We start from the raw sequence: 25,128 nt of genomic DNA, 5'->3' as shown, positions 1-25,128 counted from the left end.
GCCGATCCAAATTCGTTGGGGTACCAACGATAGCACGTGAAGGAGAGCCCAGGTGGATCGGCGTCAGTTCTTCTTGCGGTTCCAGCTGGCTTTGGCCGGGGCGAAGGGGCTGCGCACGTGGATCGCCCACGTCGAATGCGGGTGGATGCGCAGCAGTGCGGTCTCGTAGAACGACACCGCGTCTTCCGTGAGCGACGGCAGGACGGCATCCTTGTCCGTGGTGTCCTCCGCACGAGGACGAAGCGCCTTCCAGACCAGCTGCACCTCAGGAGCGCCGGTGGGGATGCCGTCGATGTCGAGCACCGCGCGGTCCCACGGCAGCGTGAGCCGCGGGTCACGCTTGTAGACCCAGGCCCGCGGGGCTCCGTCTTCGGCGTTGACCTGAAGAACCCAGGCATTCTGCGCATCGTCGCGGATGAGCACCGGTTGCAGATCGGCTTCCTGCGGAGCATCCGCGAACGGCACGATCTCATCCTCGCCCGGCACCCACGCGCTGAACCCCTCAGGGAGGTTCCCGACCAGTCCTCGGAGATCTGCAGCGACGACGCTCACGTCGATGTTCTCGCGCGCACGGATCGGATGCCCGAGCCACCGGTCGAGCGCGACGCCGCCCGACAGCCACCAGCGAACGGATGCCGCGGCGAGGAGCCGGGCGACCGCCTGGGGCTCGAGCGGCGCCCACGGCGTCGCGGCGGTGGGCGTGGAGGAGGGCATGGGACGAGGTTACCCGGCTCTGACCATTCGGCATCCGCTCACACCGTGACCGACAGGTGGCAGGCTAGCCGCATGGCGAACTCCCCCTCCGGCGACTCGATGACCGATCGGATCGTGCGCGTGCTCGACACCTTCACCACCGAGCGCACGATGCAGACCGCCACGGAGATCGCCGAGCGCACGGGATTGCCGGCATCCACTGCGCACCGCATCGTCGGCGACCTCGTCGCAGCCGGGCTGCTGGAGCGCGATGAGGACCACCGCATCCGCCTCGGCATGCACCTGTGGGAGCTCGCGCTGCGGGGCTCGAGCGCCCTGCGGTTGCGCCAGGCCGCTCTGCCGCACATGGAGCGCGTGCAGACGCTGATCCGCGAGCACACCCAGCTCGCCGTGCTCGAGCATGAGGAGGCGCTCTTCCTCGAGCGGCTCTCGCATCCGGATGCCGGCGCCAACATCACCCGCATCGCCGGCCGTCTGCCGGTGCACGCGTCATCGTCGGGCCTGGTGCTGCTGGCCCACGCCGATCCTTCGATCCGCGAGCGGGTGCTGGCCGGGCCGCTGCGTGCGGTGGCGAGGGAGACGGTGACGGATGCCGCGACGCTGCGCGCGATGCTCGCATCGATCCGGCGTCGCGGATACGTCGTCGCGCCGGGGTCCATCGAAGCGGTCTCCACCGGCGTCGCCGTGCCGGTGCGCGACCACGGTGAGGTCGTCGCCGCGCTGTCGGTCGTGCTGCCTCGTGAGAGCGAGACGGATACTGCGGTCGCAGCGCTGCTCGACGCCGCGAAGGCCATCGAGCGCGATCTCGGCCGGTCGCGCTGATTCCCGTTCAACGGGATTCTTCGGATCCTCGCCCGACGCTCAGGGCACACTGGTCGGCACGGGCTCGAAGTCGTCCGCCACCGCCGAAGCACCCGTCGAAGGAGACGCCATGGACGCAGCAGCAGCACCGCACCCGGAGAAGATCCGCACCCGCGTCGCAATCGTCGGCGCAGGACCAGCGGGCCTGATCCTCTCCCACCTGCTCGCGGATGCCGGGATCGAGTCGATCGTGATCGATCAGCGTTCCCGTGACGAGATCGAGCACACGATCCGCGCTGGCATCCTCGAACAGGGCACTGTCGACCTGCTCACGGCGATCGATCCGAACACGCGCGTGAACACGGTGGGCGACCGGCACGACGGCATCGAGCTGCGCTTCCAGGGCGAGGGACACCGCATCGACTTTCCGGGCCTCGTAGGCCGCAGCGTGTGGCTCTACCCGCAGCATGAGGTGCTCAAAGACATGCTCGCGCTGCGCCTCGGCGCAGGGCAGGATCTGCGCTTCGGCGTGACAGCGACCCGCGTCGAAGACATCGACAGCGAACGCCCTCGCGTGCTGACGACCACCGCCGCAGGCGAAGAGCTCACGATCGAGGCAGACTTCGTGGTCGGAGCCGACGGCTCGCGGTCGGTCGTGCGCCCGGCGATCACCGGCGACTCGCGCAGCGGATTCTTCCGCGAGTACCCGTTCGCGTGGTTCGGCATCCTGACCGAAGCGCCACCCTCGGCCGAGGAGCTGATCTACAGCAACTCCCCGAACGGCTTCGCCCTCATCAGCCAGCGCAGCCCGGAGGTGCAGCGCATGTACTTCCAGTGCGCCCCCGACGCCGACCCGAACGCCCTGAGCGAGGAGCAGATCTGGGAGACACTGCAGTCGCGCGTGCCGGGCACCACACTCAAGGAGGGCCCGATCTTCCAGCGCGACGTGCTGCGCTTCCGCAGCTTCGTCGCGAATGAGCTGCGCCATGGACGCGCCGCTCTCGTCGGCGACGCCGCGCACACCGTGCCACCGACCGGCGCGAAGGGCATGAACCTCGCCATCGCCGATGTCATGCTGCTCGCCCGTGCCCTGCGCGCGCTGCTGACCGAGAACGACGAGCGCCTCATCGACGGCTACGCCGAACAGGCATCTCGCCGAATCTGGAAGGCGCAGCACTTCTCGTGGTGGATGACGAGCATGCTGCACACCGCACCAGACGCCAGTGAGTTCGACCACCTCCGCCAAGCCGGAGAGCTGCGGTCGGTCGTCGAGTCCGAGGCCGGTCGCTCATTCCTCGCCGAGGCGTACACGGGCTGGCCGATCGACTGAAACCCACCGAGACTGCAAGACCACGCCGAGAATGCGGCGAGTCGCCGCTGTTTGGGCGTGGTCTTGCAGTCTCGCGGTCAGCGCGTGGCGGGCTTGCGGTTCTCGGCGCTGACCATCCAGGCGAACTGCTCGAGCTTCTCGATGATCGCGTGCAGGATGTCGGCGCTGGTCGGATCCGCCTCGTCGACGTCATCATGAACGTCGCGCATCGTGCCGACGACCGCCTCGAGCCGGACCGTGATCAGGTCGATGGTCTCACTCGTGTCGATCTCGCCCTGCGGATACTCGGGGAGAGTGGTGGTCGCCGCGACGACGTCGCTGCGACCGTCCGGCACCGCGTGCAGCGCCCGCATCCGCTCGGCGACCGTGTCGCTGAACTCGCGCGCCGCCTCGATGATCTCGTCCAGCTGGAGGTGCGTGTCGCGGAAGTTGCGACCGACCACATTCCAGTGCGCCTGCTTGCCCTGCATGGCGAGTTCGATCAGATCGACGAGCACCGCCTGAAGGTTCTCACCGAGCTGCGTCGATGCGACGAAGCCCTTCTCGGCGTTCTGCCGACGCGTGCTCTTCTCACCGGTCCCTCCGCGTGCCGCGCGGCGCGTGCTGGCGGGGTCCTGCTTACCGGATGCTTTCGTCGTTGCCATCATGGACACGACGGTAGCCGCGACCTGCGGGCGGCACCCAGGGCCTTGACAAGAGGTGCGTCACCTCACCAATTGATTGCCGGAGCGGGCGACCGAGTGGCTGATCACCGCATCCGCATCCGGTACCCACGCAGCAGCCCCGCCGATGCGGAACCGCGCCCGCTCACCAGGCAGCAGCGTCACGAGTCCTCGATCGACCGTGGCCGAAGGATCGAGTTTGTCTACCAGGAGCGTGAGATCGCGCACCAGGCCTTCGGCCGTGATCGTCACGTCGTACCCGCCGTGGTCATCCACAGCCTCCACCTCGGATGACAGCCGCGCCGCAGCCAGCGCGCTGTCGCGCGGCTCGGCGAACCACCACAGCCCACGCGCGCCCAGCGCCTCGATCGTCACCAATTCTCGTGCAGCATCGCCGGCTACGGCGAGCGATGCGGGCACGTCGATGCGCACCGTCTCGCGCGCTGCGACCTCGACGTGCACGGCATCCGACGCGAGAACAGCGCCGTCGAACCCGATGCGACGCATGACGACCTCGCCCTGCCAGGGTTCAGCCGCGTCGTTCGTAAGCACTGCGACCAGCCCGCCATCCGCGGGCTGCGCGGGATCCACCGGCTGCACAGGATCCACCGGCTGCACAGGATCCACCGGCTGCACAGACACCGTCCGGGGCGCGAACGCGTTCTTCAATGCGAAGTACAGCGGTTTCTCCCGCCCGTCGCCGTCGATCGCCGCCCACGACGTGACCGGCCAGCAGTCGTTGAGCTGCCAGACGATCGCGCCCGCGTTGTGCGGGGCGAGCGAGCGGAACCACTCCAGTGCGCACGTCACCGCGTTCGCCTGATTGAGCTGCATGGCCCAGTGCCACGTCTCGATGTCCCCCGGCACGCGGTAGTGCGAGATGAGACCGCCGGTGAGCTTGGCGTTGCCGTCGGCCGCCTTCTGGTGCACGATCATGCCCGGCGATTCCGGGGTGAGCGGATCGTCGCTGATCGCACGGGTCAGTGTGGTCCAGGTCGGCGGTCCCTGCCACCCGAACTCCGCGACGAAGCGTGGTCTGTGCTCCCGGTACGTGGGCCAGTCACGGCGGTTCCACTGCTCCCACAGGTGCATCGAGCCGTGCTCTTCGTCGTTCGGATGCGGGCCGGTCTGCGCACTTCCGTCCCATCCGCCACCGGGGCTGAACGGGCTGCCCGGCGCATACGGCACGTGCGGTGCGAGCTCGGCGATCAGTGCGGGCAGCAGCTCGTAGTAGTAGTGCGCGCCCCAGGTCCTGCCGTCCAGGATGCTCTTCCAGCCCCAGTCCTCGTAGCCCCAGGTGTTCTCGTTGTTGCCGGTGAGCAGCACGAGCGATGCCCGATGCGCGAGACGGCCGATGCTCTCACGCGCCTCGGCCTCGACCTCCGAGCGCAGCGGTTCCTCCTCGGCATAGGCGGCGCACGCGAACAGGAAGTCCTGCCAGACCAGAAGCCCGAGCTGATCGGCGAGGCCGTAGAAGTCCTCCGACTCGTAGATGCCCCCACCCCAGACGCGGATGAGGTTGAGGTTCGCGTCCTTCGCCTGCTGCAGTCGGCCACGGTAGCGGTCCCGGTCGACGCGGCTCGGGAACGCGTCGTCCGGAATCCAGTTCACGCCCTTCACATAGATCGGCTGGTCGTTCACGATGAGCGTGAACGGGGTGCCCGCAGCATCCGGCGTCGTGTCCCAGCGCAGGTCACGGAAGCCGACCCGGCGCGACGCCTCATCGAGCACCGTGTCTTCCGAGGACAGCGAGACCTCGACGTCGTACAGCACCGGCTCGCCGTATCCCGTCGGCCACCATCGCTCGACGGCGTCCAATCGCACGCCGGCCTGCACATGCTCGGCATCCGCTGCGATCTCGATGACCTCCGTCACGTCACCGATGCGTACCGTGACCGACAGCGGGACGGATGCTGCGCGCTCCAGCGCCGCGTGCACCCAGAGCACGCCGCCGGAGCCCTCGGGCTGCGCGTGCAGGCTCACCTGCGCGAGCCGCGCATCCGACCACGATTCCAGACGCGCCTCGCGCCAGATGCCGCTCGTGTACGTCGCGATGCCCCAGTCCCATCCGAAGCTGCACGCCGACTTGCGGATCGCGTCGTACGGCAGCGGGTACGGGCGCGGGCGCACGCCGAGGGCGATGCTCTGCGCGTTCGCGTACTTCACCGGACTGCGGAACGCGACGGTGAGCTCGTTGTCTCCCGCGGTCAGGACACGGGTGACGTCGAAGCGGTAGGAACGGTGCTGGTTCGCGACCTCGGCGATCACCTGGTCGTTGAGCGTGATCGTCGCGACAGTGTCGAGCCCGTCGAAGACGAGATCATGCCGCGCGGATGCCCGCAGCGCCTCGTCCGACAGCGAGATGGTCGTGCGGTAGGTCCAGTCGACCAGGCCGATCCAGGCGAGCGCCGACTCGTTGTCGTCGAGATAGGGGTCGGGAATGAGCCCGGCGCGCAGCAGATCGAGGTGCACCACTCCCGGCACCGTCGCGGGAATCGGATCAGCGCCGACCTCGGCGGGACCGGATGCCGCATGCACCTGCCACCCGACGGCGAGCGGGGTGCGGACGAGGCGAGAGTGCGCGGAGGTGGTCACTGATCAACTGTGCCGCGCCGAGCCCCCCGAAGTCCATCCCCGTGGATGCCGGCCTTCTCGGCAGTACGCGTCGTGCGTGCACGGAACCGCCACGCCGTCACCCCCAGCACCACGACCGCCAGCACGACGGCGGTGGCAGCGACGCCCGGTGCCGCCGGATCTTCGGACCATCGTCCGACCGCGATCCACACGAGACCCCATGCCGTGGCGACTGCCGGCGCCCAGCGCCCGCCGCGCCAGGCCGTGAACAGGGCGATGAGACCGGCGACGATCAGCGTGAGCACTCCGGGCACCCCGGGGGCCTGCACCCACGCATCCATCCCGACGGCGGCGAGCCAGGCGGCGAGGTTCGCCGCCGCCGCGACCGTCACCCACCCCAGGTAAAGACCGATCGTCCCGTCGACGAGCACGATCTCCGCGATCGTGCCGCGACGTGGCCGGCGACAGACCCGGACGAACGTCACCAGCAGCACGCCGAGCAGGATCACGATGATCACGAACGACTCCGCAATACGCCACGCCTGCACGCACATGAGCCACACGGCGTTCAGAAGAGCGGATGCTGCGACGCCGTAGCCGACCGCGCGATGAAGCGGCTTCGCCGCTTGGGACGGAACCAGCTGCCAGAGCGCGTACGCCACCAGAGCGAGGTAGATCACGGACCAGATCGCGAACGCGATCCCGGCTGGGGCGAGCACTGTGGCATCTGCGGCGAACGCACCGCCCGCCGCTTCCGGCATGGGCGTTCCGCCCAGCAGACCCGAGCCGAAGACCGCGGCGACGACCGCTCCGGCGACAGTCAGTGCGACGATGATGCGGCGGACGCGGTCAGACTTCTCCGTCTGGTGCATGCCCCCACACTAAACGTGACACCGCGACGACTACTCGGCGGGCGGCGGCGTGGCGCAGACGGCGGAGTCGGTGATCGCCTGGCGGTACTGCTCGGCAGTGAAGGGCAACCCGAACTCGGGCGCCGTCTGGCCGCTCGCCGCCGGCGCCTTCGAGGCGATGGCCGCGAGCTCCCAGGCGAGATACGCAGCGGGCGAGCCGCCCCCCGTCGAGTTGTTCAGCACGACGGCGACGGTGAACCCGGTCGTCGGGTCGGAGTATGCGGCAGTCGCATAGCCGGGGGTCCATCCGTGCTGACCGATCAGAGGACCGACGAGGTAAGCGCCGCCCGTCGCCTGATACCACGAGGGAGCACCCGCGTACGCAGGGAGGGGGGCCGAGAAGCGGGCCGGCTTGGCTCCTTCGTCGCGCAGTCCCTGTCGCGCCGTCGCCTGTACGTACCGGCCGAGGTCATCGATCGTGGAGACGGCGCCGGAATCGGTGAACCCGGTGCTCGAGGAGAGTGTCGTGATGTCGGAGCGCGCAGCGCAGTCGTAGCCGCCCTCGATTGCGGGCAGATAGGTGCCGCTGAGCGCGACGTCGCCTGGGGGTGCCGCCGTCGGGCCGGGGAGAGAGGTCCCGGCGAGCTCCAGCGGCTGCGTCACGTACTCGGCGATGAGCTGGGAAGCGCTCTTGCCGGAGGCCCGCTCCAGGGCGAGTCCGAGCAGAAGGTAGCCGGCATCCGAATCACGATAGGTCGTTCGCGGCTCCACGGCGTCCAGACCGAGGCCGAACGACGCCAGCTCCAGCGCCGGCCACACGCGCTCCGGCGTGTTGAGCCACATCCCCTTGACCGCTGTCTCGGACGAGCCTGCGCCGCTGGTGCCGTTGCAGAGGTCGAGCAGAGTCACGTCCTCCATCTGGGCGACTCCGGACACGTACTCGGGGACCGACGCGTCGAGTTCGACGACATCGTCATCCACGAGGCCGTACAGGACATCACAGGTCATCATTCGCGTGACATCGGCGATGCGGAAGGTCATGTCGGTCGTGATCTCGGACTGGTCCTCGACTGTCTGGGTACCGAGGCCGGTGACCCAGGTGCCGCTCCACGGCACCCACACCCCGACGATCGCCCCGGTCGAGCCGGTCGCGACCATCGCGTTCTCGACGGCGGCCTGAAGCTGGGCTGCTGTGTCATCCGGAAGGGCGGCATCGACCTGTTCGGGCGGCGTGTAGGAGAAGGAATCCTCGGACGAGCAGCCGGTCAGGACGAGCGCGAGCGCAGCGGCGCCTGCGGCGGCGGCACGCCAGCGGCGCGACGAGAGAAGGTGCATGAAGGTGGCTCCCGGAAGATCTATGCTCCCGAGTCTAAAGCGCACAACCTGAAACCCATCATCCGGCGCCGTCCCTCCGAGGAGACGTACAGTGATGACGTGCCTCACATCTTCGAATCCGACGTCGTCGCGGCGATCCTCCACCACATGAACGTCGACCACGCCGACGACAACATGCTCATCGCGCGCGCCAACACCTCGGCATCCGATGTCGAGATCACGAATGCCGTGATGACCGACCTCGACGGCTACGGCGGCGTCTGGCAGATCACCCGCGCCGGCATCCCGGAAGAGCTTCGTGTCCCGTGGCCGGGCGGCGAGATCTCCGAGCGGCCGGCCGTGCGCCGGGAGGTCGTGGCGCTCTACGACGCCGCGTGCGAGAGGCTCGGCATCGAGCCACGGCCGCACTAGCCTGTCGACCCCTGAGCGAGCCTGTCGACCCCTGAGCCTGTCGACCCCTGAGCCTGTCGACCCCTGAGCCTGTCGAAGGGTCTTCTGCGCCGACGCTTCGACAGGCTCAGCGAGCGAGGCTGTCGACCCTGAGCCTGTCGATCCCTGAGCCTGTCGATCCCTGAGCCTGTCGAAGGGTCGAGGGCTTCCTCTGCAGGTTAGGTTGCCCTTACACTGAGGGCATGGCTGAAATCCTTTCCTTCTCCGCCGCCCTGCGCGAGCGCTCCTCGAGTTCGCACTCGCGCAGCGAGCACGCCGGGTTCATGTCCGACCTGCTCAAAGGCGAAGGCTCGCGTGAGGACTACGCAGCCCTCGTCACGCAGCACTTCTTCATCTACGAGGCCCTGGAAGCCGCCGGTGAGCGGATGCGCAAGGATCCGGTCGCCGCGGTGTTCATCAGCGACAAGCTGACTCGCCTTCCCGCCCTCGAGGCCGATCTCGAGTTCCTCATCGGCCCGGACTGGCGGGGCAGCATCACGCCACTGCCGACGACACAGCGCTACGTCGACCGCATCAACGAGGTCGGAGCGACCTGGGTGGGCGGCTTCGTCGCCCATCATTACACGCGCTACCTCGGCGACCTCTCCGGCGGCATCTTCATCGGGCGCGTCATGCAGCGCCGGTTCGGCTTCGAGACGAACGGCGTCGGCTTCTACCTGTTCGACGACATCGCCGATCCCAACGCCTTCAAGGACGTCTACCGCGAACAACTGGATGCCGCGCCTTGGGACGCAGCGGAGCGCGAGCGCGTGATCGACGAAGTGCTGCTGGCATACAGGTTCAACACCGAGCTGTTCGAAGATCTCGACAGGGTGCGCGTCGCAGCTTAGGCGTTCGGTCCCTGAGCCTGTCGAAGGGCGGGCGTAGACGCCCGCTCCCACGCTTCCCGCATGAAGCGGCGCACATCCTCATCGACCCTGATGTCGCTCGGACGCAGCGGCCTGGAGAGGTAGAGGCCGTCGAGTGAGGTCAGGCGCGAGAGCGCCACATAGGTCTGCCCTGGTGCGAACGCTCCGCCGCCGAGGTCGATGACCGCCCGATCGTAGGTCTTTCCCTGGGATTTGTGGATCGTGACCGCCCAGGCCAGCCGCAGCGGGAACTGCAGGAACTCTGCGATCACGTCGCGGCTGAGCGTCTTGGTGTTCTGATCGTAGGAGTAGCGGAACCTCTCCCACACGGCCGGCTCGACATCGACGTTCTCGCCGTCGATCTCCACGCGCACCGATCCACCGAGGATGCGCTTCACCGTGCCGATCGTGCCGTTCACCCAGCGCGGCGGCTCGCCGCCCATGGAGACGTCATTGCGCAGGAACATGACCTGCGCACCGATCTTGAGCTTGAGCTCGGCATCCGCAGGATAAGAGGAATCTCCGCGCCCGAAGTCGCCGTTGATCTCGGCCCGCGCTGTCTGCTCCTTGCCGGCGAGCGCCGCGAGATGGCGTCGGTTGATGTTGTTGACGATGTCGTTGCGGGTGGCGAGCGTGATCATCGGCACCTCGCCGGGTTCGGGCTCGGGAGGTGTGCGCGCACCCTGCTCGTTCAGGACGCCGGCGATCTCCGCCGTCACCCGCCCGTAGCGCACGGCGTTCAGCATCGCCTTGAAGCCGTCATCGGACTGCCGGTGGATCTGCACCAGCTCGCGCACGTGCAGCTCGGCGCCATGTCTGCCGAGATCGATGAGTCCGTCGGATTCGCCCATCGTCGCCCCGGCCCACACCTTCGCGTCGAAGAACCAGAACGAGCGGTAGTGATCCTGCACGTAGCGCAGCTCATCGCCGCGCGGCGGCACGGGGGCAAGCTGGTACGGGTCGCCGAACATGACCACCTGCACGCCCCCGAACGGCTCGGCTCGCCGGCCTCTCGCCTGCCGCAGCGCGCGGTCCATGCCGTCCATGAGGTCGGCGTTGACCATCGAGATCTCGTCGATCACGAGCGTGTCGATGGCGTTGAGGATGCGGCGGGTGGCGTCGTTCTGCTCGATCTCGCTCTCGGCGATGAGACCGATCGGCAGGCGGAAGAGCGAGTGGATCGTCTGCCCCTCGACGTTCAGCGCCGCGACACCGGTCGGCGCGCAGATCGCGATCTGCTTCTCGGTGTTCCAGGCGAAGTACTGCAGCAGCGTCGACTTGCCCGTACCAGCACGGCCGGTGATGAAGACATGCTCCCTGGTGTCCTCGATGAGCCGATACAGCTCCTGCTGCTCGGACGAGAGGGCGGGAAGAGACACGACTCTCATGGTACGTGACCGTCGAAATGTCACGCTCCCTGAGCCTGTCGAAGGGTCGCGGCGCTCGGCGCTGTCTCAGGCCGCCCTCCTAGACTGGCGCCATGGATCAGCCCCAGCCGACGACGCCTCGGCGCCGCCGACTCTGGGTCGACCTCACGGCGCTGGCCGTCGTCGGCGTGCTCCTCGTCGGCGCGATCGCTGCCGGCGGAGCGGCACTGTACAAGGAGTACTACGGTCCTGGCGCCTTCGTCACGCGCTACCTCGACCTGTTGGCGTCGGGCCGCGCCGCCGATGCACTGCAGGTACCGGGCGTCGCCATCGATCGCGCGACCCTCGACGATGCCGGTATCGAGGAGACAGCATCCGAGGCGCTCCTGCGCCAAGCCGCTCTCGCTCCCCTCACCGACGTCGACGTCGTGGACGAGGTCACCGACGACGACGTCACCTCTGTGACCGTCTCGTACGTGGCAGGTTCCCACCCCGGCAAGAGCACGTTCGAGGTGGAGCAGGACGGCTGGGCCGGTGTGACCCCGAACTGGCGATTCGCCCGCACGCCTCTTTCGGCGGTCTCGCTCACCGTGCTCGGCTCCGACCGGTTCGCGGTCAACGGATTCGAGATCGACCGCCGTCAGGTCTCGTCCGCCGGGATGGAGGCCGCGCCGCTGGACCCTCTGCCGATGCTGGTGTTCACTCCGGGCGTGTACTCGATCACGGTCGACACTGCGATCTCCAGTTCTCCGGGGCTCAGCATCCTGGCCGACTCCCCGCTCACGCAGACCCCGGTCGAGATCCAGACGCAGCCGACCGAGGAGTTCCGCTCGGTCGTCCAGACCCGAGTCGAGGAGTTCCTCACCGAGTGCGCCACTCAGCAGGTGCTGCAGCCGACAGCATGCCCGTTCGGGCTCAAGGTGCAGAACCGCATCGAGGACCTCCCGACCTGGACCATCAGCCAGCAGCCGACGGTCACGGTCGAGCCGAGCGGCGCAGGATGGGCGATCCCCACGGCCGAGGCCGTCGCGCACATCGAGGTCAACATCCGTTCCCTCTTCGACGGCTCGATCGAGCATGTGTCCGAGGACGTGCCGTTCCGCGTGAACGGGACGATCGACATCCTCGCCGACGGATCGGCATCCATCAGGGTGGGATCCGCCGGAGAGTGAGCGGTCAGCTCTCGCGGGCCGCCTGACGCGCATCGCGATCGGCCATGGCCGCGAGTCGGGCGTTGTACTCCGCAAGCTCCGCGTCACCGGTGCGGTCGGCGTGACGGTCGTTGCGGCGCTGCACCTTGGTGTCGTCGCGACTCCACTGGATCGCCACGGTGATCGCGACGATCAGAGTGGGGATCTCACCGATCGACCAGGCGATGCCGCCGCCGATGTACTGGTCCTCCATAGGCGTCGGACCCCACGTGCGCGCCATCGACCCGAACCACTCGGCGACCATGAGCCCCTCCTGCATCATGATCGCGATGCCGAAGAACGCGTGCATCGCCATGACCGCGATCAGGGTGATCAGCCGTCCGGGATACGGCAGCCGATACGGCACGGGGTCGATGCCCACCAGGCTCATCACGAACAGATAGCCCGTGATGAGGAAGTGGATGACCATCCACTCGTGGCCGAGGTGCTCGTACATCGACCACCGGACGAGGTCGGTGAAGTAGAACGCCCACAGGGAGCCGATGAACAGGCCGGCCGCGACGAAGGGGTGGGTGATGACCCTCGAGAACCGCGAGTGCACGGCCCACATGATCCATTCGCGGCCGCCGCGGGTGCCGTCGTCGCGCTTGTGGATCGCGCGCAGCGCGAGGGTGATCGGCGCCCCGGAGACCAGAAGCAGCGGGATGGCCATCGTGAGCATCATGTGCCCGAGCATGTGCACGCTGAAGAGGTAGTCCTGGTACAGGTTGATCGGACCCGACGTGACCCACACGAGCATGATCAGCCCGAGCACCCAGAAGATCGTGCGGTGGATCGGCCACTTGTCGCCACGGCGGTGCATGCGCCAGACGCCGGCGAGATAGAAGAACAGTCCGAGGGCTGCGCCCACGACCCAGAGGATGTCGACGTCCCAGCCGGTGAACCACATGTCGATCGTGAACTCGGGCGGTAGCGGGGAGCCGGTGAGCAGTTCGGCGGGCGTCTTCAGGATCGCGGCGGTTTCGCCGGTCGGCGGGGGCGTGCGCGCGAGCGCCGCCGCCGCTCCCGAAGCGAGCCCCATCAGGGCGACTTCGCAGAGCACCAGCATCCAGAACCAGCGCGAAGCGCTCTCGCCGCTGAGGCGAGGGATCAGCCGAGCGCGATACCAGGCGCCCAGCAGGCCCATGCCGCCGAGCAGCACCGCCTTGGCGACGATGATGAGGCCGTACGGCGTCCAGAGCCCTTCCCAGCCGCCGAGGCTGACGGTCGAGCGCGCGATTCCCGACACGGCGACCACGAAGAACGCTGCGATCGCCAGCGACGAATAGCGGCGCACCAGGTCGGTGTGATCGATGCCCCCTGCGCGACGCAGCACGATCAGCAGAAGCAGCCCGCCCAGCCAGACGGCTGCGCCGACCGTGTGCAACAGGATCGAGTTGACGGCGATGGCGTGACCGGCGAGCGCGCCGGAATGGCCCTGATTCGCCATCGGGAGGAGGGCCGCCGCAGCGATGACCGCCGCGATCAGGGTGGATGTCCAGCCACGCCACGCGAACGCGAGGACCGTGACGAGTGCGCCCATGATGGTCGTGATCAGCCAGGCCTGGCCGAGCGGAAGCGTGAGCAGGAAGCGTCCGAGCTGCTCACCGAACTGCTGTTCGAGGCTGAGCTGCACGTTGAAGGCGCCGAGGAACGTGAGGAACGCGGTCACCGCGGACGAGATCGTGAAGACGGCTGCGCCGATGGATGCCGCATCCAGCGCCGTCTCGAAGGGCTTCTCGCCCGCACGCAGGGCGAACAGGGCGAGCACCATCGAGCCGATCATGACGGCTGCGCTGATGTTGTTCACCATTCGCGCGACCGGGAGCCCCCAGCGCACGAAGGGTCCTGGATCGCTGAGCAGCAGCGGCGCTGCTCCCCCGCCGAGCTGCAGCGCGACCAGGAGAGCGACGACGGCTGCGACGGCGAGGATCACGAGACCGGCCGCACGATACGCCGACGCGCGTGTGGTGCGCAGGCCGGGAGAAGTCACCCTTCCAGCCTAAGCGCGTACGGCGTGCGGCGCGGACGGCCGCGGACAGCACGAAGGCCGCCCCCATCGAGCAGGGGCGGCCTTCGAAAGGAGCTGTCTTACTTGACGGCTGCCTTGAGCTTGGAACCGGCGGTCACCTTGACGCGCTTGCCGGCCGGGATCTTGATCTCGGCGCCGGTCTGGGGGTTGCGGCCCGTGCGAGCTGCGGTGTCGACCTGCTCGAACGAGATCCAGCCCGGGATCGAGACCTTGCTGCCCTTGGCGACAGCGTCGGAGACGGTGCCGAAGAGTGCGTCGAGGACACCCGAGACGGTGGCCTGGCTCTGGCCGGTGGCGCTTGCGATGCTCGCGACGAGCTCGGTCTTGGTGATGGACTTGTCAGCCATGTCATCCTCCAGCGACGAAGTGTCGCATCGTTGTGGTTCGGGAAGCGGATGCCGCCCGCTGGTCGAGTGACCGCCTCGAATGTATCAACCACTGCCCACATTTCCGCGTCATTTCGCGGGTTTTGGGGTTTTCATAGGCGTGTCGCGTCACTTTCGTCACTCCAGTCACAGATTTTAGGGTGATTCGCCCGGGAGGTGGTGCTTGGGGCCGCCTCCCCGCGCCTGAAGCGACACGAAGCGCCACCTCCCCAGCAGAGCGGATGCCGCAACCACACCGCCACCCGCGAGGTGGCGCTTGAGGCCGCCTCCCCGCGCGTGAAGCGACACGAAGCGCCACCTCCCCAGGACGAGCGGATGCCGCAACCACACCGCCACCTCCCCAAGACGAGCGGATGCCGCGCCCACACCTCACGAAGGAGGGAGACCCCGGGCACGCAGAAGGGGCGAGGATCCGAAGATCCTCGCCCCTTGAAAGCGTTGCTTACCAGCTCGACTTGGTGATGCCGGGCAGCTCGCCACGGTGTGCCATGTCGCGGAAGCGCACACGCGAGATGCCGAACTTCGTCAGCATGCCACGGGGGCGGCCGTCGATGGCGTCGCGCGAACGGACGCGCACCGGCGATGCGTTGCGCGGCAGCTTCTGCAGGCCGACGCGAGCAGCCTCGCGGGCCTCGTCGGTTGCGGCCGGGTCGACCAGGGTCTTCTTCAGCTCGGCACGACGGGCGGCGTAGCGCTCGACGATGACCTTGCGCTGCTCGTTACGAGCGATCTTGCTCTTCTTAGCCATGTTTAGCGCTCCTCTCGGAATTCGACGTGCTTGCGGACGACCGGGTCGTACTTCTTCAGCACGAGACGGTCGGGGGTGTTGCGACGGTTCTTCTTGGTCACGTACGTGAACCCGGTGCCTGCCGTCGAACGCAGCTTGATGATCGGACGGATGTCCTGAGACTTCTTAGCCATTAGAGCTTCACACCCTTCGCCTTGAGGTCCTTGACGACGTTCTCGATGCCGCGGACGTCGATCACCTTGATGCCCTTGGCGGACACGTTCAGCGTGATCTTACGGCCGAGCGACGGCACGAAATAGGTCTTCTTCTGCACGTTCGGGTCGAAGCGGCGCTTCGTCCGGCGGTGCGAGTGCGAGATGGTGTGACCGAAGCCGGGAACAGCTCCTGTCACCTGGCACACTGCTGCCATGTGATTACTCCTTCATTACCGTGAGGCCGGACGGCCTCACCCAAGATCCCTTGTCTGCGCGCCGCACCTCTCGACGCTTCGACGAGCTCAGCGACCGAAGGAGGGAGACAGCACACGAACTACGCACAGGAGTGTGCGCAGACAAGGAGTCAGTTTAGCATGGCCTGCGCGTCGGCTGCGCCTCGCCCCCAGCGGAACACCGATACGGATGGGTCGCCCTCGATCCAGAACCTCCAGGGGAACGCGTGCGTGCCGGCGAGCCCGGCGACCCCGACGCGCGGCCCCGTCGCGATTCGGAAGGCGCCCCCTGCGAGCCACAGCTGGGCGCTCGCGCCGTGCAACCCGGTTCCGGTGATCGCATCGATCCCGTCGTGGAGCGGATGCCGGAGGCCCGACACCTGCCCGAATCGACCAGGACCGCGGGCGAGGTCGCGCCCTGATCTGCCCGATCGCTCGGTCGCAGCATCCGTGCCCTCGACCACCGAACCCGCACGCAGCAGCACACCGCCGGCGATCCCGTCCGGTCCGCACACGACGTTGACGCATGAGTGGATGCCGTGGCTGAGGTACACGTACAGATGTCCCGGCTCTCCCCACATCGTGGCATTGCGTGCGGTCATGCCCATCCGCGCGTGGGATCCGGGGTCTGCCCGCTCTCCTGTGCCGCGTCCGTGATAGGCCTCGACCTCGGTGATCCTCAGCCGTACCTCTGCGCCGCCGACCACTGTGCGCAGTTCGCCGCCGAGCAGCTTCGGTGCGACCTCGATCGGCAGCGCTGCGAGTTCGTCCCGGGTCGCGCGGCGAAGCGTCATGAGCTCAGAACCGCGGCGCCATCTGGCACCACGATGCGTCGAAACCGGTCAGCACGACCATCTCCTCACCGGAGCGCAGGTCGATCAGGTGCGTCTGAAGGGTCTTCGGCAGCGGCACGAGCAGGTCGTCATAGGGATTCTCGACCAGCGTCGGAGCGACGGTGATCGCGACGTACTGTCCGCTCGGCGACGGGCAGGCCTGCAGGATCGCGTTTCCCGAGGCGACGTCGAACAGCGAGGTCGCCGCACCATCGTCGTCGACCCGGATGATGGCCTGCCCCGTGGGGAGGCCGTTCGGATCCCGTGCGACGATGTGCCGCAGCGTGCCGCCGGGGTACGGCGTGATGGTCGTCGCCGGTCCGAAGTCGGGATCGGATGCCGTGATCGCAGTCTCCGAGCCGTCGGCGAGGTTCAGCGCAACGGTGCTGCCGTCGGCCCGCCGCACGATCGCGGTGTACGTGCCGCGCGAGATGCCGGGCAGGCTCACGGCGATGCCCATGTTCTGCGCCCCTGCGCCACCGGAACGGTCATCGAGGGAGAGCGTGCCGGCGAAGTCGATGAACAGCACCGCGGCCGAGTCGGGCACGAACTGCCATTCGGCGATGCTGGCCTCGGCGTCGCCGACCTCGATGATCTGCGGTTCGTCGTCACCGTCTATCGATTGGGTGACGAGCACGCTCGCACGCCCGGTGTCCTCGCTGAGTTCTCGGTCGGAATACGTGTAGCCGACCAGCCCGCCCCGCTCGGAGACCTGCACCGAGCTGACGTAACCGTCACCGGGCAGGGGCAGCTCGCGGACGTTGTCGCCGTCGTGGTCCATCACCAGGATCCGAGACCCGTCGTCATCTTCGACGGCGACGACGAGTCGCGTCGACGTCGAGCGATAGTCGTTGATGCGCGGATGCGAGAAGACGGGCACCGCATTCTCGCCGCTGAGGTCGGTGCGGAAGATCGAGTCGTCGTCATCGGAGCGGTTGAGCAGGAAGATCTTGGCAGCGGGCGTGGTGAACGAGGTCGACAGATCGGATGCCGGCCCTCCGCCGGCGCCCGTGGCACCGGCGACGCGCACGGTGTACTCCGTCGAGTCGTCGAGAGGGACGGTGAAGCGGATGCCGATGCTACGGCCCTCGGCGTCAACCGTGAACGGCACAGCGGGCTCGACCGTGACCTGTGACTCGTCGATCTGCTGCAGCGACTGGTTGGCAGTGAGGATCACTCGGCTGCCCGAGACGTCGATGGCCTCGGCCTCATCGACCTGGACGTCGCTGACCCGCGGGCCCTGGAGGAGGCTGACCGCACTGAGTCCCCCGACCACGACCCCGAGCACGGCGAGCACCGCGAGGATCGTGTAGAGGAAGCGGCGATCGGGGGTTCGTTGCTGCGGGTCGTTGAGCGGAGGCGACGGAGACGAAACGGGCTGAGCGACCGGAGGGAGTCGAAGCCATTCCCCCTCCGGCGCACGCGGGACCTCCGGCGGGTTCGGCGCTTCGTTTCGACTCGCTGACGCTCGCTCAACGCGTTTCGTCTCGCTGCGCTCGCTCAACGACCCGCGTGGGGAGGCATCCTCGGTGTCCGCACCCGTCCCCGAATGCTCCGCGGCCTCGCGCTCCGCCGGCTCTCGCTCCTCGGCCTCGCGCTCCGCGGCCTCGCGGGCGGCACGGGCTTCGGCGCGCGTCTGGGGCACCTCGGGATGATCCTCAGTACTCATACGGATCCTCTGGCTCGTCGATCTCGACCACCGAGGCCGGAACGACGCGGAGCGACCCGTCGCTATCGGCGGTGACCGTGCCGGTGACTTCGATCCACTGTCCTGTGCTGAACTGCCCTGTGCTGAACTGCCCCTTGCCGCTCTCGCCGGCATCGACGCTCACCGGCACTGCGGCGGGCTGGGCATCGATCACGCAGTGCGTGATGATCATGCGGGTGAGGTTCACGGCATCCGCGTCGGGGCCCCGCGTGACGAAGCCGGTCAGCGTCACGGTCGAGCCGTCGTACGCCTCCGGCCGGGTGGCGGTGGCGAAGACGCTCGACCACTCCCCGACCCCGAAGGCCGTGGTGTCCGCGACGCCGAGGGTCGGGGCGTCCGCAGCCGCGAAGACGGGGCCGGTCGCATCCGCCCGAGACGTCGCGAGCTCGACCGACAGCGACGCGGGCGGCAGCACGAGCGCCGCGATGACGACGCCGCTCGCGACGACTCCCGCCGAGACGACGCCGGCGAGCTTCAGCGCACGCCGGGGGGCTACGGCATCCGCTAGCGCATGTCCGTGGTCGTGACCGTGGTCCGTCTCCGCGCCCAATGGCAGCGTGCACGACCAGATGGCTCCGGCGAGCACGACGACCGCTCCGACGCACGCGAACCAGATCGACTCGGGGCTGATGTAGAGCGTGAGCCGGCCGGTGAGGCCGAGGCCGAGCGTCACGACCGAGATGACGACGGCCAGGCCGAGACCGAGCCAGCGCGTCGCGATGGCTCGCCAGCGGGGGCGGGTCTGATCAGCCAAAGACGTTCACCCCGATCCCGATCGCGAACGCGCTCATCACGACGACCGCGACGACGCCCACGAGGGTGCGGGTGGTGAAGGTCGTGCGCAGCAGTGCGAGCATCTTGATGTCGACCAGCGGCCCCACCAGCAGGAACGCGATCAGCGCGCCGGATGAGAATGTCGATGCGAATGACAGCGCGAAGAAGGCGTCGACGTTCGAGCAGATCGCCACCGTCATCGCGAGCGCCATCATCGCGACGATCGAGAGCACGGGGTTCGAACCGATCGCCAGCAGCATGTCGCGCGGCACGAGCACCTGCACCGCCCCTGCGAGCACGGAGCCGATGACGAGGGCAGGCATGACTGCGCGCAACTCGATCAGGAACTGCGTCAGGCTGCGGCGCGTGGGCGTGCCGTGCTCGCGCTGCACCCGCTCGCAGGTGGCGGTGAACTGCTGGGTGAGCAGGGCGTCGGGTGAGGGGTGGCGGCTGTAGATCCAGCCGATGAGGTTCGCGATCAGGTAGCCCCCGACGAGCCGAGCGACCAGGATGCCGCCGTCCCAGCCGAATGCGGCGTGGGTCGTGATGATGACGATCGGGTTCACGATGGGTGCGGCGATCAGGAAGGTCATCGCCTCCGCCGGCGCCAGACCGCGCATCATCAGACCACGAGCGAAAGGCACATTGCCGCACTCGGACACGGGGATCAGCATCCCGAGCAGCGAGAGCACCGCGCGGCGGGCCCAACCCCGAGTGGGCAACCAGCGCTGGATGAGATCCGGCGGCAGCCACACCTGCACCACGATCGAGAGCACCACGCCGAGCACGACGAACGGCAGCGCCTCGATCAGCACGCTCAACGCGAGTGTCAGACCGTCCTGCGCACGGCTGGGCAACGACGCCTGGAACAGCGCGGGCGCGAACCTGTCGATCAGGAACAGCGCGGCGATAACGACGACCCCGAGGCCGACGCCGATCCATGGCGAGCGAGGGGCGCGCTGGTTGCGACCTGACCCTGCAGCAGTCGACGCGCGCGGCGCGCTGACGGTGCTCACGCGGACGCTGATCCCTCAGCGGCTGCGCGCCGGTTCGCGCACGGAGTGCACAGTCCGAAGATGTCGACGACGTGCTCCGCCTCGCTGAAGCCGTGCAGCGAGGCGGTGCGCTGCGCCCAAGCCTCGACGTCTTTCGCCTCGATCTCGACGGTCAGCCCGCACGATCGGCAGATCAGGTGGTGGTGATGGCCTTCGGTCGAACAGGCGCGGTAGAGCGCCTCGCCCTCTGGGCTCTGCAGTGTGTCGGCGTCGCCGGCGGTGGCAAGACCCGACAGCGCACGGTAGACCGTGGCGAGACCGATACCGGTCTTCTCATCACGGAGCGTGGCGTGCAGGGTCTGCGCGCTCACAAAACCGCGCGCATCCGCGAGCGCTTCGCGCACTCGCTCGCGCTGCCAGGTATTGCGCTGAGCCATACCGAGAGTCTAGGCCGCGGCGCTTGTCACGGGCTGAGAGCGTCGCGTCACCCGCGCGCGCATGCGCTGCACCACCCAGCATCCCACGTAGATCAGGAACGAGATCGTCGTGATGTACGGGCTCACCGGCAGCGTTCCGGCGAGCGCGAGCAGGATGCCGCCGACCGCCGAGACGAAGCCGAACAGGGCCGCGAGCAGGGGCACGGTGAGCGGGCCGGCGGCCACGCGCATGGCCGCCGCGGCCGGCGTGACCAGCAGCGCCATGACCAGCAGCGCACCGATGATGTGCACGCAGACCGCGACGATCAGGCCGAGCAGCACCATGAACGCCAGGCTGAGCGTCCTCGTCGGGATGCCGCGGGCACTGGCCGCGACGTCGTCGAGCGAGTCGAACCGCAGCGGATTCCACATCACCAGCAGCCCGATGAGAACGAAGGCGCTGATGCCGATCAGCCAGCCGAGGTCCGGGCTGGACACCGAGACGATCTGACCCGTCAGCAGACTGAAACGGTTGGCGCTTCGGCCATCGTAGAGAGACAGGAAAAGGATGCCGAGGCCGAGGCCGAACGGCATCAGCACACCGACGATCGAGTTGCGATCGCGCGCCTTCGAACCGAGGATGCCGATCAGGATCGCAGCGACGAGGGCGCCGCCGAGCGACCCTGCCACCACGCTGCCGCCGAAGAGCAGGGCTGCGGCTGCACCGGCGAACGACAACTCGCTCACCCCGTGCACGGCGAAGGCGAGGTCGCGCTGCATCACGAAGACGCCGATCAGGCCGCCGACGACGCCGATCACTGCGCCGGCGATGATCGAGTTCGCGAGGAGCGCGACGAGTGCGCCGTAGTCCTGGAAGGAGAAGACGTCTCCCCAGTCGATCATCGGCGCGATCATGCGGGCACCCCCGCGCAGCATCCGAGCACCAATGCCGGCGCGGTGCCGGGCACCAACTTCGGAGAAGTGCAGCTATCTCGGAGAGATTCGTGCAATGCCTCCGAAGAACGTGCAGTTCTCCGCAGTTGTTGCACACCCGACGGCGCGATCATGCGACTTCTCCCGCATCGTGGTGCGGCTCGGCGTCCGGCACCCCGACGACGAGGCGGTCGCCGGCACGGAGCACGAAGACCGCTGTGCCGTACAGATCGCTGAGCACGCGGCTCTGCAGCACCTCGTCCGGGGTGCCGAGCACGAAGCGGCCGCCCGCGATGTAGAGGATGCGGTCGACTCTGCCCAGGATCGGGTTGATGTCATGCGTCACGAACAGCACGGCGGCGTCGCGCTCGCGGCGTTGACGGTCGATGATGTCGGTGATGCCGCGCTGGTTGGCGAGGTCGAGGTTCGACAGCGGCTCGTCGCAGAGCAGCAGCGTCGGCGCATCGGCGAGGGCCTGTCCGACCCGCAACCGCTGCTGTTCTCCGCCGGAGAGCAGACCGACGCGACGATCGGCGAAGTGCGAAGCGCCGACGCCGTCGAGTAGCGCGTCGACGCGTGCACGATCGCCGCGGCGCGCAATGGGCAGCCCGAACCGGGTGCCGTTCACACCGAGGGCGACGACGTCTCGGGCGCGCATGCTGGTGTCCGGAGGCAGCGGGCGCTGCTGAGGGATGTACCCGATGCGCGGATTGCCGCGGCGCACGGGGTGACCCGCGACGCGGATGCTGCCCGCACTAAGCGGCTGAAGGCCGAGGATCGCCCGCATGAGCGTGGTCTTGCCCGATCCTGACGGTCCGAGCACGGCGATGAATTCACCGGACTCGACGGTCAGATCAAGGCCGGACCACAGCTCCCGATGTCCCCGATGAAGCGCGGCACCGGTGATCTCGAGCACCGGCGCCGATCGGCCCGCGCTCATGCCGGTGTCAACCCCACTCATTTCTGGAGTGCGGCGTCGAGGTCCTGGATCGCATCACGCATCCACTCGGAGTACGACGATCCGTCCTCGAGCAGCTCGGTGAACGCGACGACGGGGATGCCTGCGGCCTCCGCCGCCTCTTCGACGCGCTCGGTCTCGGCGCCGCCGGTCTGCGCGTTGGTGAGCAGCGCCTTGACCCCGCCGCCCTCGATCACGTCGAGAGCGGCGAGCAGTGTGGCGGGTGCGACGTCGGCGCCCTCTTCCACCGTTTCGGCGAAGCCCTCGGGCGTCACGTCGACGAGACCGGCCGCCGTGGCGATGTAGCCGGGCAGCGGCTCGGTGATGAACACGGATGCGTTGCGTGCCTCGGTGCCGATCGTCTCGAGCTCGGCCCCGAAGCCCTCGAATTCGGTGCCGATCTCGGCCGCAGCGGCGGTGAAGTCGGCTTCGCCGTCGGGATCGATCTCGCTGAAATCCGCCGCGATGCCCTCGACGACGTGGATCATCGTGTAGGGGTCGAACCACACGTGCTCGTTGAAGCCCTCGGCATCGTCGTCCCCCTCATTGCCGGGATAGTCGTTGGAGAACGAAGCCGCCGTGAAGACGCGCACATCGGAGTCGGCGATCAGGGTGTCCATGAACGAGTCGTACCCGCCGCCGTTCTCGATGATGAGCTCTGCGTCCCGCACGGTCAGGCGGTCACGCGCGGATGCCTCATGCGAGTGCGGATCCTGCGAGGCGGACGTGATGATCGAGGTCACATCGACCCGATCGCCGCCGATCTGCTCGGCGAGCGCCCCGTAGACGTTGGTGCTGGCCACCACCTGGATCACGCCGTCATCCGCACCTGCATGGGCCGTGGGTGCGGCGGAGCATCCCGCGAGGACGAGAGCGGAGACGGATGCGAGCGCAAGTGCACCGAGAGGCTTCTTCATGCACTCGACTCTACACGCTAATGATAACCATTCTCATAACGGCGGTGAGCGCAGTGACGGCTTCGACCCGTCGCTGCGCTCAACACCCCGCAGAGAATCCTCCTGCGTGATATCCATGCGGGTCGTTGAGCGAGCGAAGCGAGACGAAACGGGTTGAGCGAGCGAAGCGAGCCGAAGCCTCAGGCCGGCGCGATCCAGGCCGTGGCCTCACCAGGCAGCAACTGCCCGTCAAGAGCGAGGCTCGAGAGCACGACGTTCGCAGCATCCGCCGCCAGGTCGAACGGTTCCTCCCCGAAGTTCGTCACGATCTCCCAGCCGTTCGGCCTCGCGAAGCGCAGTACGTCGGCGCGCCCGGTGTCGGTCCAGACCAGCGCTTCCTCCGCCTGCAGCAGATGGCGCAGGCGCAGCGCGTCACGGTAGAGCGAGAGCGTCGAAGACGGATCGGCCGCCTCGACATCGACGGCGTGCTCGGCGAACCAGGCCGGCTGCGGCAGGTGCGCACCGTCGGCGCCGAATCCGAACGAGGATCCGGATGCCGTCCATGGCAGGGGTACACGGCATCCGTCTCGCCCGAGACCGTCGAATGAGGCGCCGCGGAAGAACGACGGGTCCTGCCGCTGCTCGGCCGAGATCGCCGCGACCTCGTGCAGTCCGAGCTCCTCGCCCTGGTAGAGGTACGTGCTGCCGGGAAGCCCGAGCAGCAGCAGCGTCGCTGCATTGGCCCGCCGCGCACCACGTGCGCGATCGAGCTCGTCCTCCGGACCACCTGCCGCGACCCACTCGACACCCTGCTTGACCGGACGCCCGGCGAGCGGCGCGAGCCCGTACCGGGTGGCGTGCCGCGTGACGTCGTGGTTGGAGAGCACCCACGTCGTCGACGATCCGGTCGCCCGCGCCTGCTCGAGGTTGTCGGCGATGATGCGCAGGAACTGGTCGGCATCGAAGTCCGCGACGAGGAGGTCGAAGTTGAACGCCTGTCCGAGCCCCTCGGCTGAGGCGTACTTCGCGCGGCGCTCCGGAGTCTCGACCCAGGCCTCGGCGACCGCGGTGCGCGGCGGGTCGTACTCGTTGAAGACCTTCCGCCACTCGGCGTAGATCTCGTGCACCTCGTCGCGGTCGGCCAGCGGATGGCGGCCGGAGGACCGGTCGAGCAGCTCCAACTCGGCGCGGGACGGCAGCGGCTCGGTGAGATCCTTCGTGAGCATGTGTGCGACGTCGATGCGGAATCCGTCGACACCGCGGTCGGACCAGAAGCGCAATGTCTTCAGGAAGTCCGCGCGCACCTCGGGGTGATCCCAGTTCAGATCCGGCTGCTCGGTGGCGAAGCTGTGCAGGTACCACTGCCCGTCCTCGACGCGCTCCCACGCGGGTCCGCCGAATGCGGCACCCCAGTCGGTGGGCGGCTCAGCGCCATCGGGGCCCTCGCCATCACGGAAGATGTACCGCTCACGCGCATCCGAACCGCGGCCTGCGGCGAGCGCCTCCTGGAACCACTCGTGCAGGTCGGACGTGTGGTTGGGGACGATGTCGACGACGACGCGGATGCCGCGTTCGTGCAGCGCCGCGACCATGGCGTCGAAGTCCTCCAGCGTGCCGAGCCGCGGATCGACGTCGCGATAGTCGGCGACGTCGTAGCCGCCGTCCGCGAGCGCCGACGGGTAGAACGGACTCAGCCACACCGCGTCGATGCCGAGCTGCGCGAGATAGTCGACGCGGGAGACGATGCCCGGGATGTCGCCGAGTCCGTCGCCGTTCGCATCCGCGAAGCTGCGCGGGTAGATCTGGTAGACGGCGGCCTGACGCCACCACGCTGCTGTCTTCTCGTCTTCGCGGGTCTCGGTGAGAAGCGGATCGGTCATGACGGGTGGTGCTCCTTCTT

25 protein-coding genes are annotated in these 25,128 nt (G+C 68.1%); 5 read left to right on the top strand and 20 right to left on the bottom strand.

The annotated features are described in order from the left end of the window. Positions 1 to 63: 63 nt before the first annotated feature. Positions 64 to 714 carry a nucleotidyltransferase domain-containing protein gene (locus JF52_RS0108090; protein ID WP_033105728.1) on the bottom strand — a complete coding sequence of 217 codons (651 nt, stop codon included), beginning with the start codon at positions 712 to 714 and terminating at the stop codon, positions 64 to 66. Between the two features lie 72 nt (positions 715 to 786). On the opposite strand from JF52_RS0108090, the gene JF52_RS0108085 reads away from it, so the two are divergent. Together JF52_RS0108085 and JF52_RS0108080 are read left to right on the top strand one after the other, a co-directional pair. Then, entirely contained in the window at positions 787 to 1,536 is a 750-nt protein-coding gene (locus JF52_RS0108085) for an IclR family transcriptional regulator (RefSeq protein ID WP_033105727.1), read from the top strand. A 109-nt stretch (positions 1,537 to 1,645) separates the two neighbouring features. Then, positions 1,646 to 2,845: a 4-hydroxybenzoate 3-monooxygenase gene (locus tag JF52_RS0108080; RefSeq protein ID WP_033105726.1), complete on the top strand. Its 1,200-nt coding sequence runs from the start codon at positions 1,646 to 1,648 to the stop codon at positions 2,843 to 2,845. A gap of 77 nt (positions 2,846 to 2,922) precedes the next feature. Here the strand turns inward: JF52_RS0108080 and JF52_RS0108075 are convergent, their stop codons facing one another. Genes JF52_RS0108075 through JF52_RS0108060 form a run of 4 tightly spaced genes read right to left on the bottom strand, consistent with a single transcriptional unit; the run spans position 2,923 to position 8,267 of the window. Further along, a complete protein-coding gene (locus tag JF52_RS0108075) occupies positions 2,923 to 3,489 on the bottom strand; it encodes a Dps family protein (RefSeq protein WP_033106479.1) in 567 nt (188 codons plus the stop codon). 60 nt (positions 3,490 to 3,549) lie between these two features. Further along, positions 3,550 to 6,102 (bottom strand): glycoside hydrolase family 2 protein, encoded by a 2,553-nt coding sequence (locus JF52_RS0108070; RefSeq protein WP_033105725.1) that lies wholly within the window; start codon positions 6,100 to 6,102, stop codon positions 3,550 to 3,552. Continuing rightward, a complete protein-coding gene (locus JF52_RS0108065; protein WP_200880971.1) occupies positions 6,099 to 6,953 on the bottom strand; it encodes a tryptophan-rich sensory protein in 855 nt (284 codons plus the stop codon). Before JF52_RS0108065 ends, JF52_RS0108070 begins: the two co-directional genes overlap by 4 nt. A gap of 30 nt (positions 6,954 to 6,983) precedes the next feature. After that, the gene (locus tag JF52_RS0108060; protein ID WP_033105724.1) at positions 6,984 to 8,267 is read right to left on the bottom strand and encodes a serine hydrolase domain-containing protein; all 1,284 of its coding nucleotides are present in this window, start codon (positions 8,265 to 8,267) and stop codon (positions 6,984 to 6,986) included. A gap of 99 nt (positions 8,268 to 8,366) precedes the next feature. Here JF52_RS0108060 and JF52_RS0108055 point away from each other — a divergent pair, with 99 nt between their 5' ends. After that, positions 8,367 to 8,678, top strand: a complete 312-nt coding sequence (locus JF52_RS0108055) for a DUF2470 domain-containing protein (RefSeq protein WP_033106477.1) — start codon at positions 8,367 to 8,369, stop codon at positions 8,676 to 8,678. Positions 8,679 to 8,899: 221 nt separating this feature from the next. Further along, entirely contained in the window at positions 8,900 to 9,547 is a 648-nt protein-coding gene (locus JF52_RS0108050; RefSeq protein WP_033105723.1) for a biliverdin-producing heme oxygenase, read from the top strand. Here JF52_RS0108050 and JF52_RS0108045 read toward each other — a convergent pair. Beyond that, on the bottom strand, positions 9,544 to 10,953 hold the full coding sequence (locus JF52_RS0108045) for an ATP-dependent DNA helicase (protein WP_052166843.1): 1,410 nt from the start codon (positions 10,951 to 10,953) through the stop codon (positions 9,544 to 9,546). The two genes, JF52_RS0108050 and JF52_RS0108045, sit on opposite strands and share 4 nt — an antisense overlap. A gap of 92 nt (positions 10,954 to 11,045) precedes the next feature. Between JF52_RS0108045 and JF52_RS0108040 the strand changes: the two genes are divergently transcribed. Further along, positions 11,046 to 12,104 carry a hypothetical protein gene (locus tag JF52_RS0108040; RefSeq protein WP_033105721.1) on the top strand — a complete coding sequence of 353 codons (1,059 nt, stop codon included), beginning with the start codon at positions 11,046 to 11,048 and terminating at the stop codon, positions 12,102 to 12,104. Positions 12,105 to 12,108: 4 nt separating this feature from the next. On the opposite strand, the gene JF52_RS0108035 is transcribed toward JF52_RS0108040, so the two are convergent. From JF52_RS0108035 to JF52_RS0107970, 14 genes are all read right to left on the bottom strand, one after another. Beyond that, positions 12,109 to 14,115, bottom strand: coding sequence for a cytochrome c oxidase assembly protein (locus JF52_RS0108035; protein WP_084595698.1), 2,007 nt, complete (start codon positions 14,113 to 14,115; stop codon positions 12,109 to 12,111). Positions 14,116 to 14,213: 98 nt separating this feature from the next. Continuing rightward, positions 14,214 to 14,501, bottom strand: a complete 288-nt coding sequence (locus tag JF52_RS0108030) for an HU family DNA-binding protein (RefSeq protein ID WP_033105720.1) — start codon at positions 14,499 to 14,501, stop codon at positions 14,214 to 14,216. 481 nt (positions 14,502 to 14,982) lie between these two features. Next, on the bottom strand, positions 14,983 to 15,288 hold the full coding sequence (gene rpsN, locus JF52_RS0108025; RefSeq protein ID WP_033105719.1) for a 30S ribosomal protein S14: 306 nt from the start codon (positions 15,286 to 15,288) through the stop codon (positions 14,983 to 14,985). 2 nt (positions 15,289 to 15,290) lie between these two features. Next, positions 15,291 to 15,461: a 50S ribosomal protein L33 gene (rpmG, locus tag JF52_RS0108020; protein ID WP_033105718.1), complete on the bottom strand. Its 171-nt coding sequence runs from the start codon at positions 15,459 to 15,461 to the stop codon at positions 15,291 to 15,293. Continuing rightward, positions 15,461 to 15,697: a 50S ribosomal protein L28 gene (gene rpmB / locus JF52_RS0108015; RefSeq protein WP_033105717.1), complete on the bottom strand. Its 237-nt coding sequence runs from the start codon at positions 15,695 to 15,697 to the stop codon at positions 15,461 to 15,463. Before rpmB ends, rpmG begins: the two co-directional genes overlap by 1 nt. A 149-nt stretch (positions 15,698 to 15,846) precedes the next feature. Beyond that, a complete protein-coding gene (locus tag JF52_RS0108010) occupies positions 15,847 to 16,509 on the bottom strand; it encodes a DNA-3-methyladenine glycosylase (protein WP_033105716.1) in 663 nt (220 codons plus the stop codon). 4 nt (positions 16,510 to 16,513) lie between these two features. Further along, on the bottom strand, positions 16,514 to 18,217 hold the full coding sequence (locus JF52_RS0108005; RefSeq protein ID WP_052166842.1) for a TolB-like translocation protein: 1,704 nt from the start codon (positions 18,215 to 18,217) through the stop codon (positions 16,514 to 16,516). Then, positions 18,207 to 19,010: a TIGR03943 family putative permease subunit gene (locus tag JF52_RS0108000; protein ID WP_052166841.1), complete on the bottom strand. Its 804-nt coding sequence runs from the start codon at positions 19,008 to 19,010 to the stop codon at positions 18,207 to 18,209. Before JF52_RS0108000 ends, JF52_RS0108005 begins: the two co-directional genes overlap by 11 nt. Beyond that, positions 19,003 to 19,941 (bottom strand): permease, encoded by a 939-nt coding sequence (locus JF52_RS0107995; RefSeq protein WP_235272383.1) that lies wholly within the window; start codon positions 19,939 to 19,941, stop codon positions 19,003 to 19,005. Before JF52_RS0107995 ends, JF52_RS0108000 begins: the two co-directional genes overlap by 8 nt. A gap of 101 nt (positions 19,942 to 20,042) precedes the next feature. Then, the gene (locus JF52_RS0107990) at positions 20,043 to 20,462 is read right to left on the bottom strand and encodes a Fur family transcriptional regulator (protein ID WP_033105714.1); all 420 of its coding nucleotides are present in this window, start codon (positions 20,460 to 20,462) and stop codon (positions 20,043 to 20,045) included. Between the two features lie 9 nt (positions 20,463 to 20,471). After that, positions 20,472 to 21,344, bottom strand: coding sequence for a metal ABC transporter permease (locus JF52_RS0107985; RefSeq protein ID WP_052166943.1), 873 nt, complete (start codon positions 21,342 to 21,344; stop codon positions 20,472 to 20,474). Positions 21,345 to 21,504: 160 nt separating this feature from the next. Then, positions 21,505 to 22,335: a metal ABC transporter ATP-binding protein gene (locus JF52_RS0107980; protein WP_084595697.1), complete on the bottom strand. Its 831-nt coding sequence runs from the start codon at positions 22,333 to 22,335 to the stop codon at positions 21,505 to 21,507. Beyond that, positions 22,332 to 23,249: a metal ABC transporter solute-binding protein, Zn/Mn family gene (locus JF52_RS0107975; protein ID WP_033105712.1), complete on the bottom strand. Its 918-nt coding sequence runs from the start codon at positions 23,247 to 23,249 to the stop codon at positions 22,332 to 22,334. Before JF52_RS0107975 ends, JF52_RS0107980 begins: the two co-directional genes overlap by 4 nt. Positions 23,250 to 23,428: 179 nt before the next feature. After that, positions 23,429 to 25,108 (bottom strand): glycoside hydrolase family 13 protein, encoded by a 1,680-nt coding sequence (locus tag JF52_RS0107970; RefSeq protein WP_033105711.1) that lies wholly within the window; start codon positions 25,106 to 25,108, stop codon positions 23,429 to 23,431. Between the last annotated feature and the right edge of the window lie 20 nt (positions 25,109 to 25,128).

It is taken from the genome of Microbacterium profundi (assembly GCF_000763375.1).
In the GTDB taxonomy this organism is placed as follows: domain Bacteria; phylum Actinomycetota; class Actinomycetes; order Actinomycetales; family Microbacteriaceae; genus Microbacterium; species Microbacterium profundi.
This window is presented reverse-complemented; position numbering and strand designations above follow the sequence as displayed.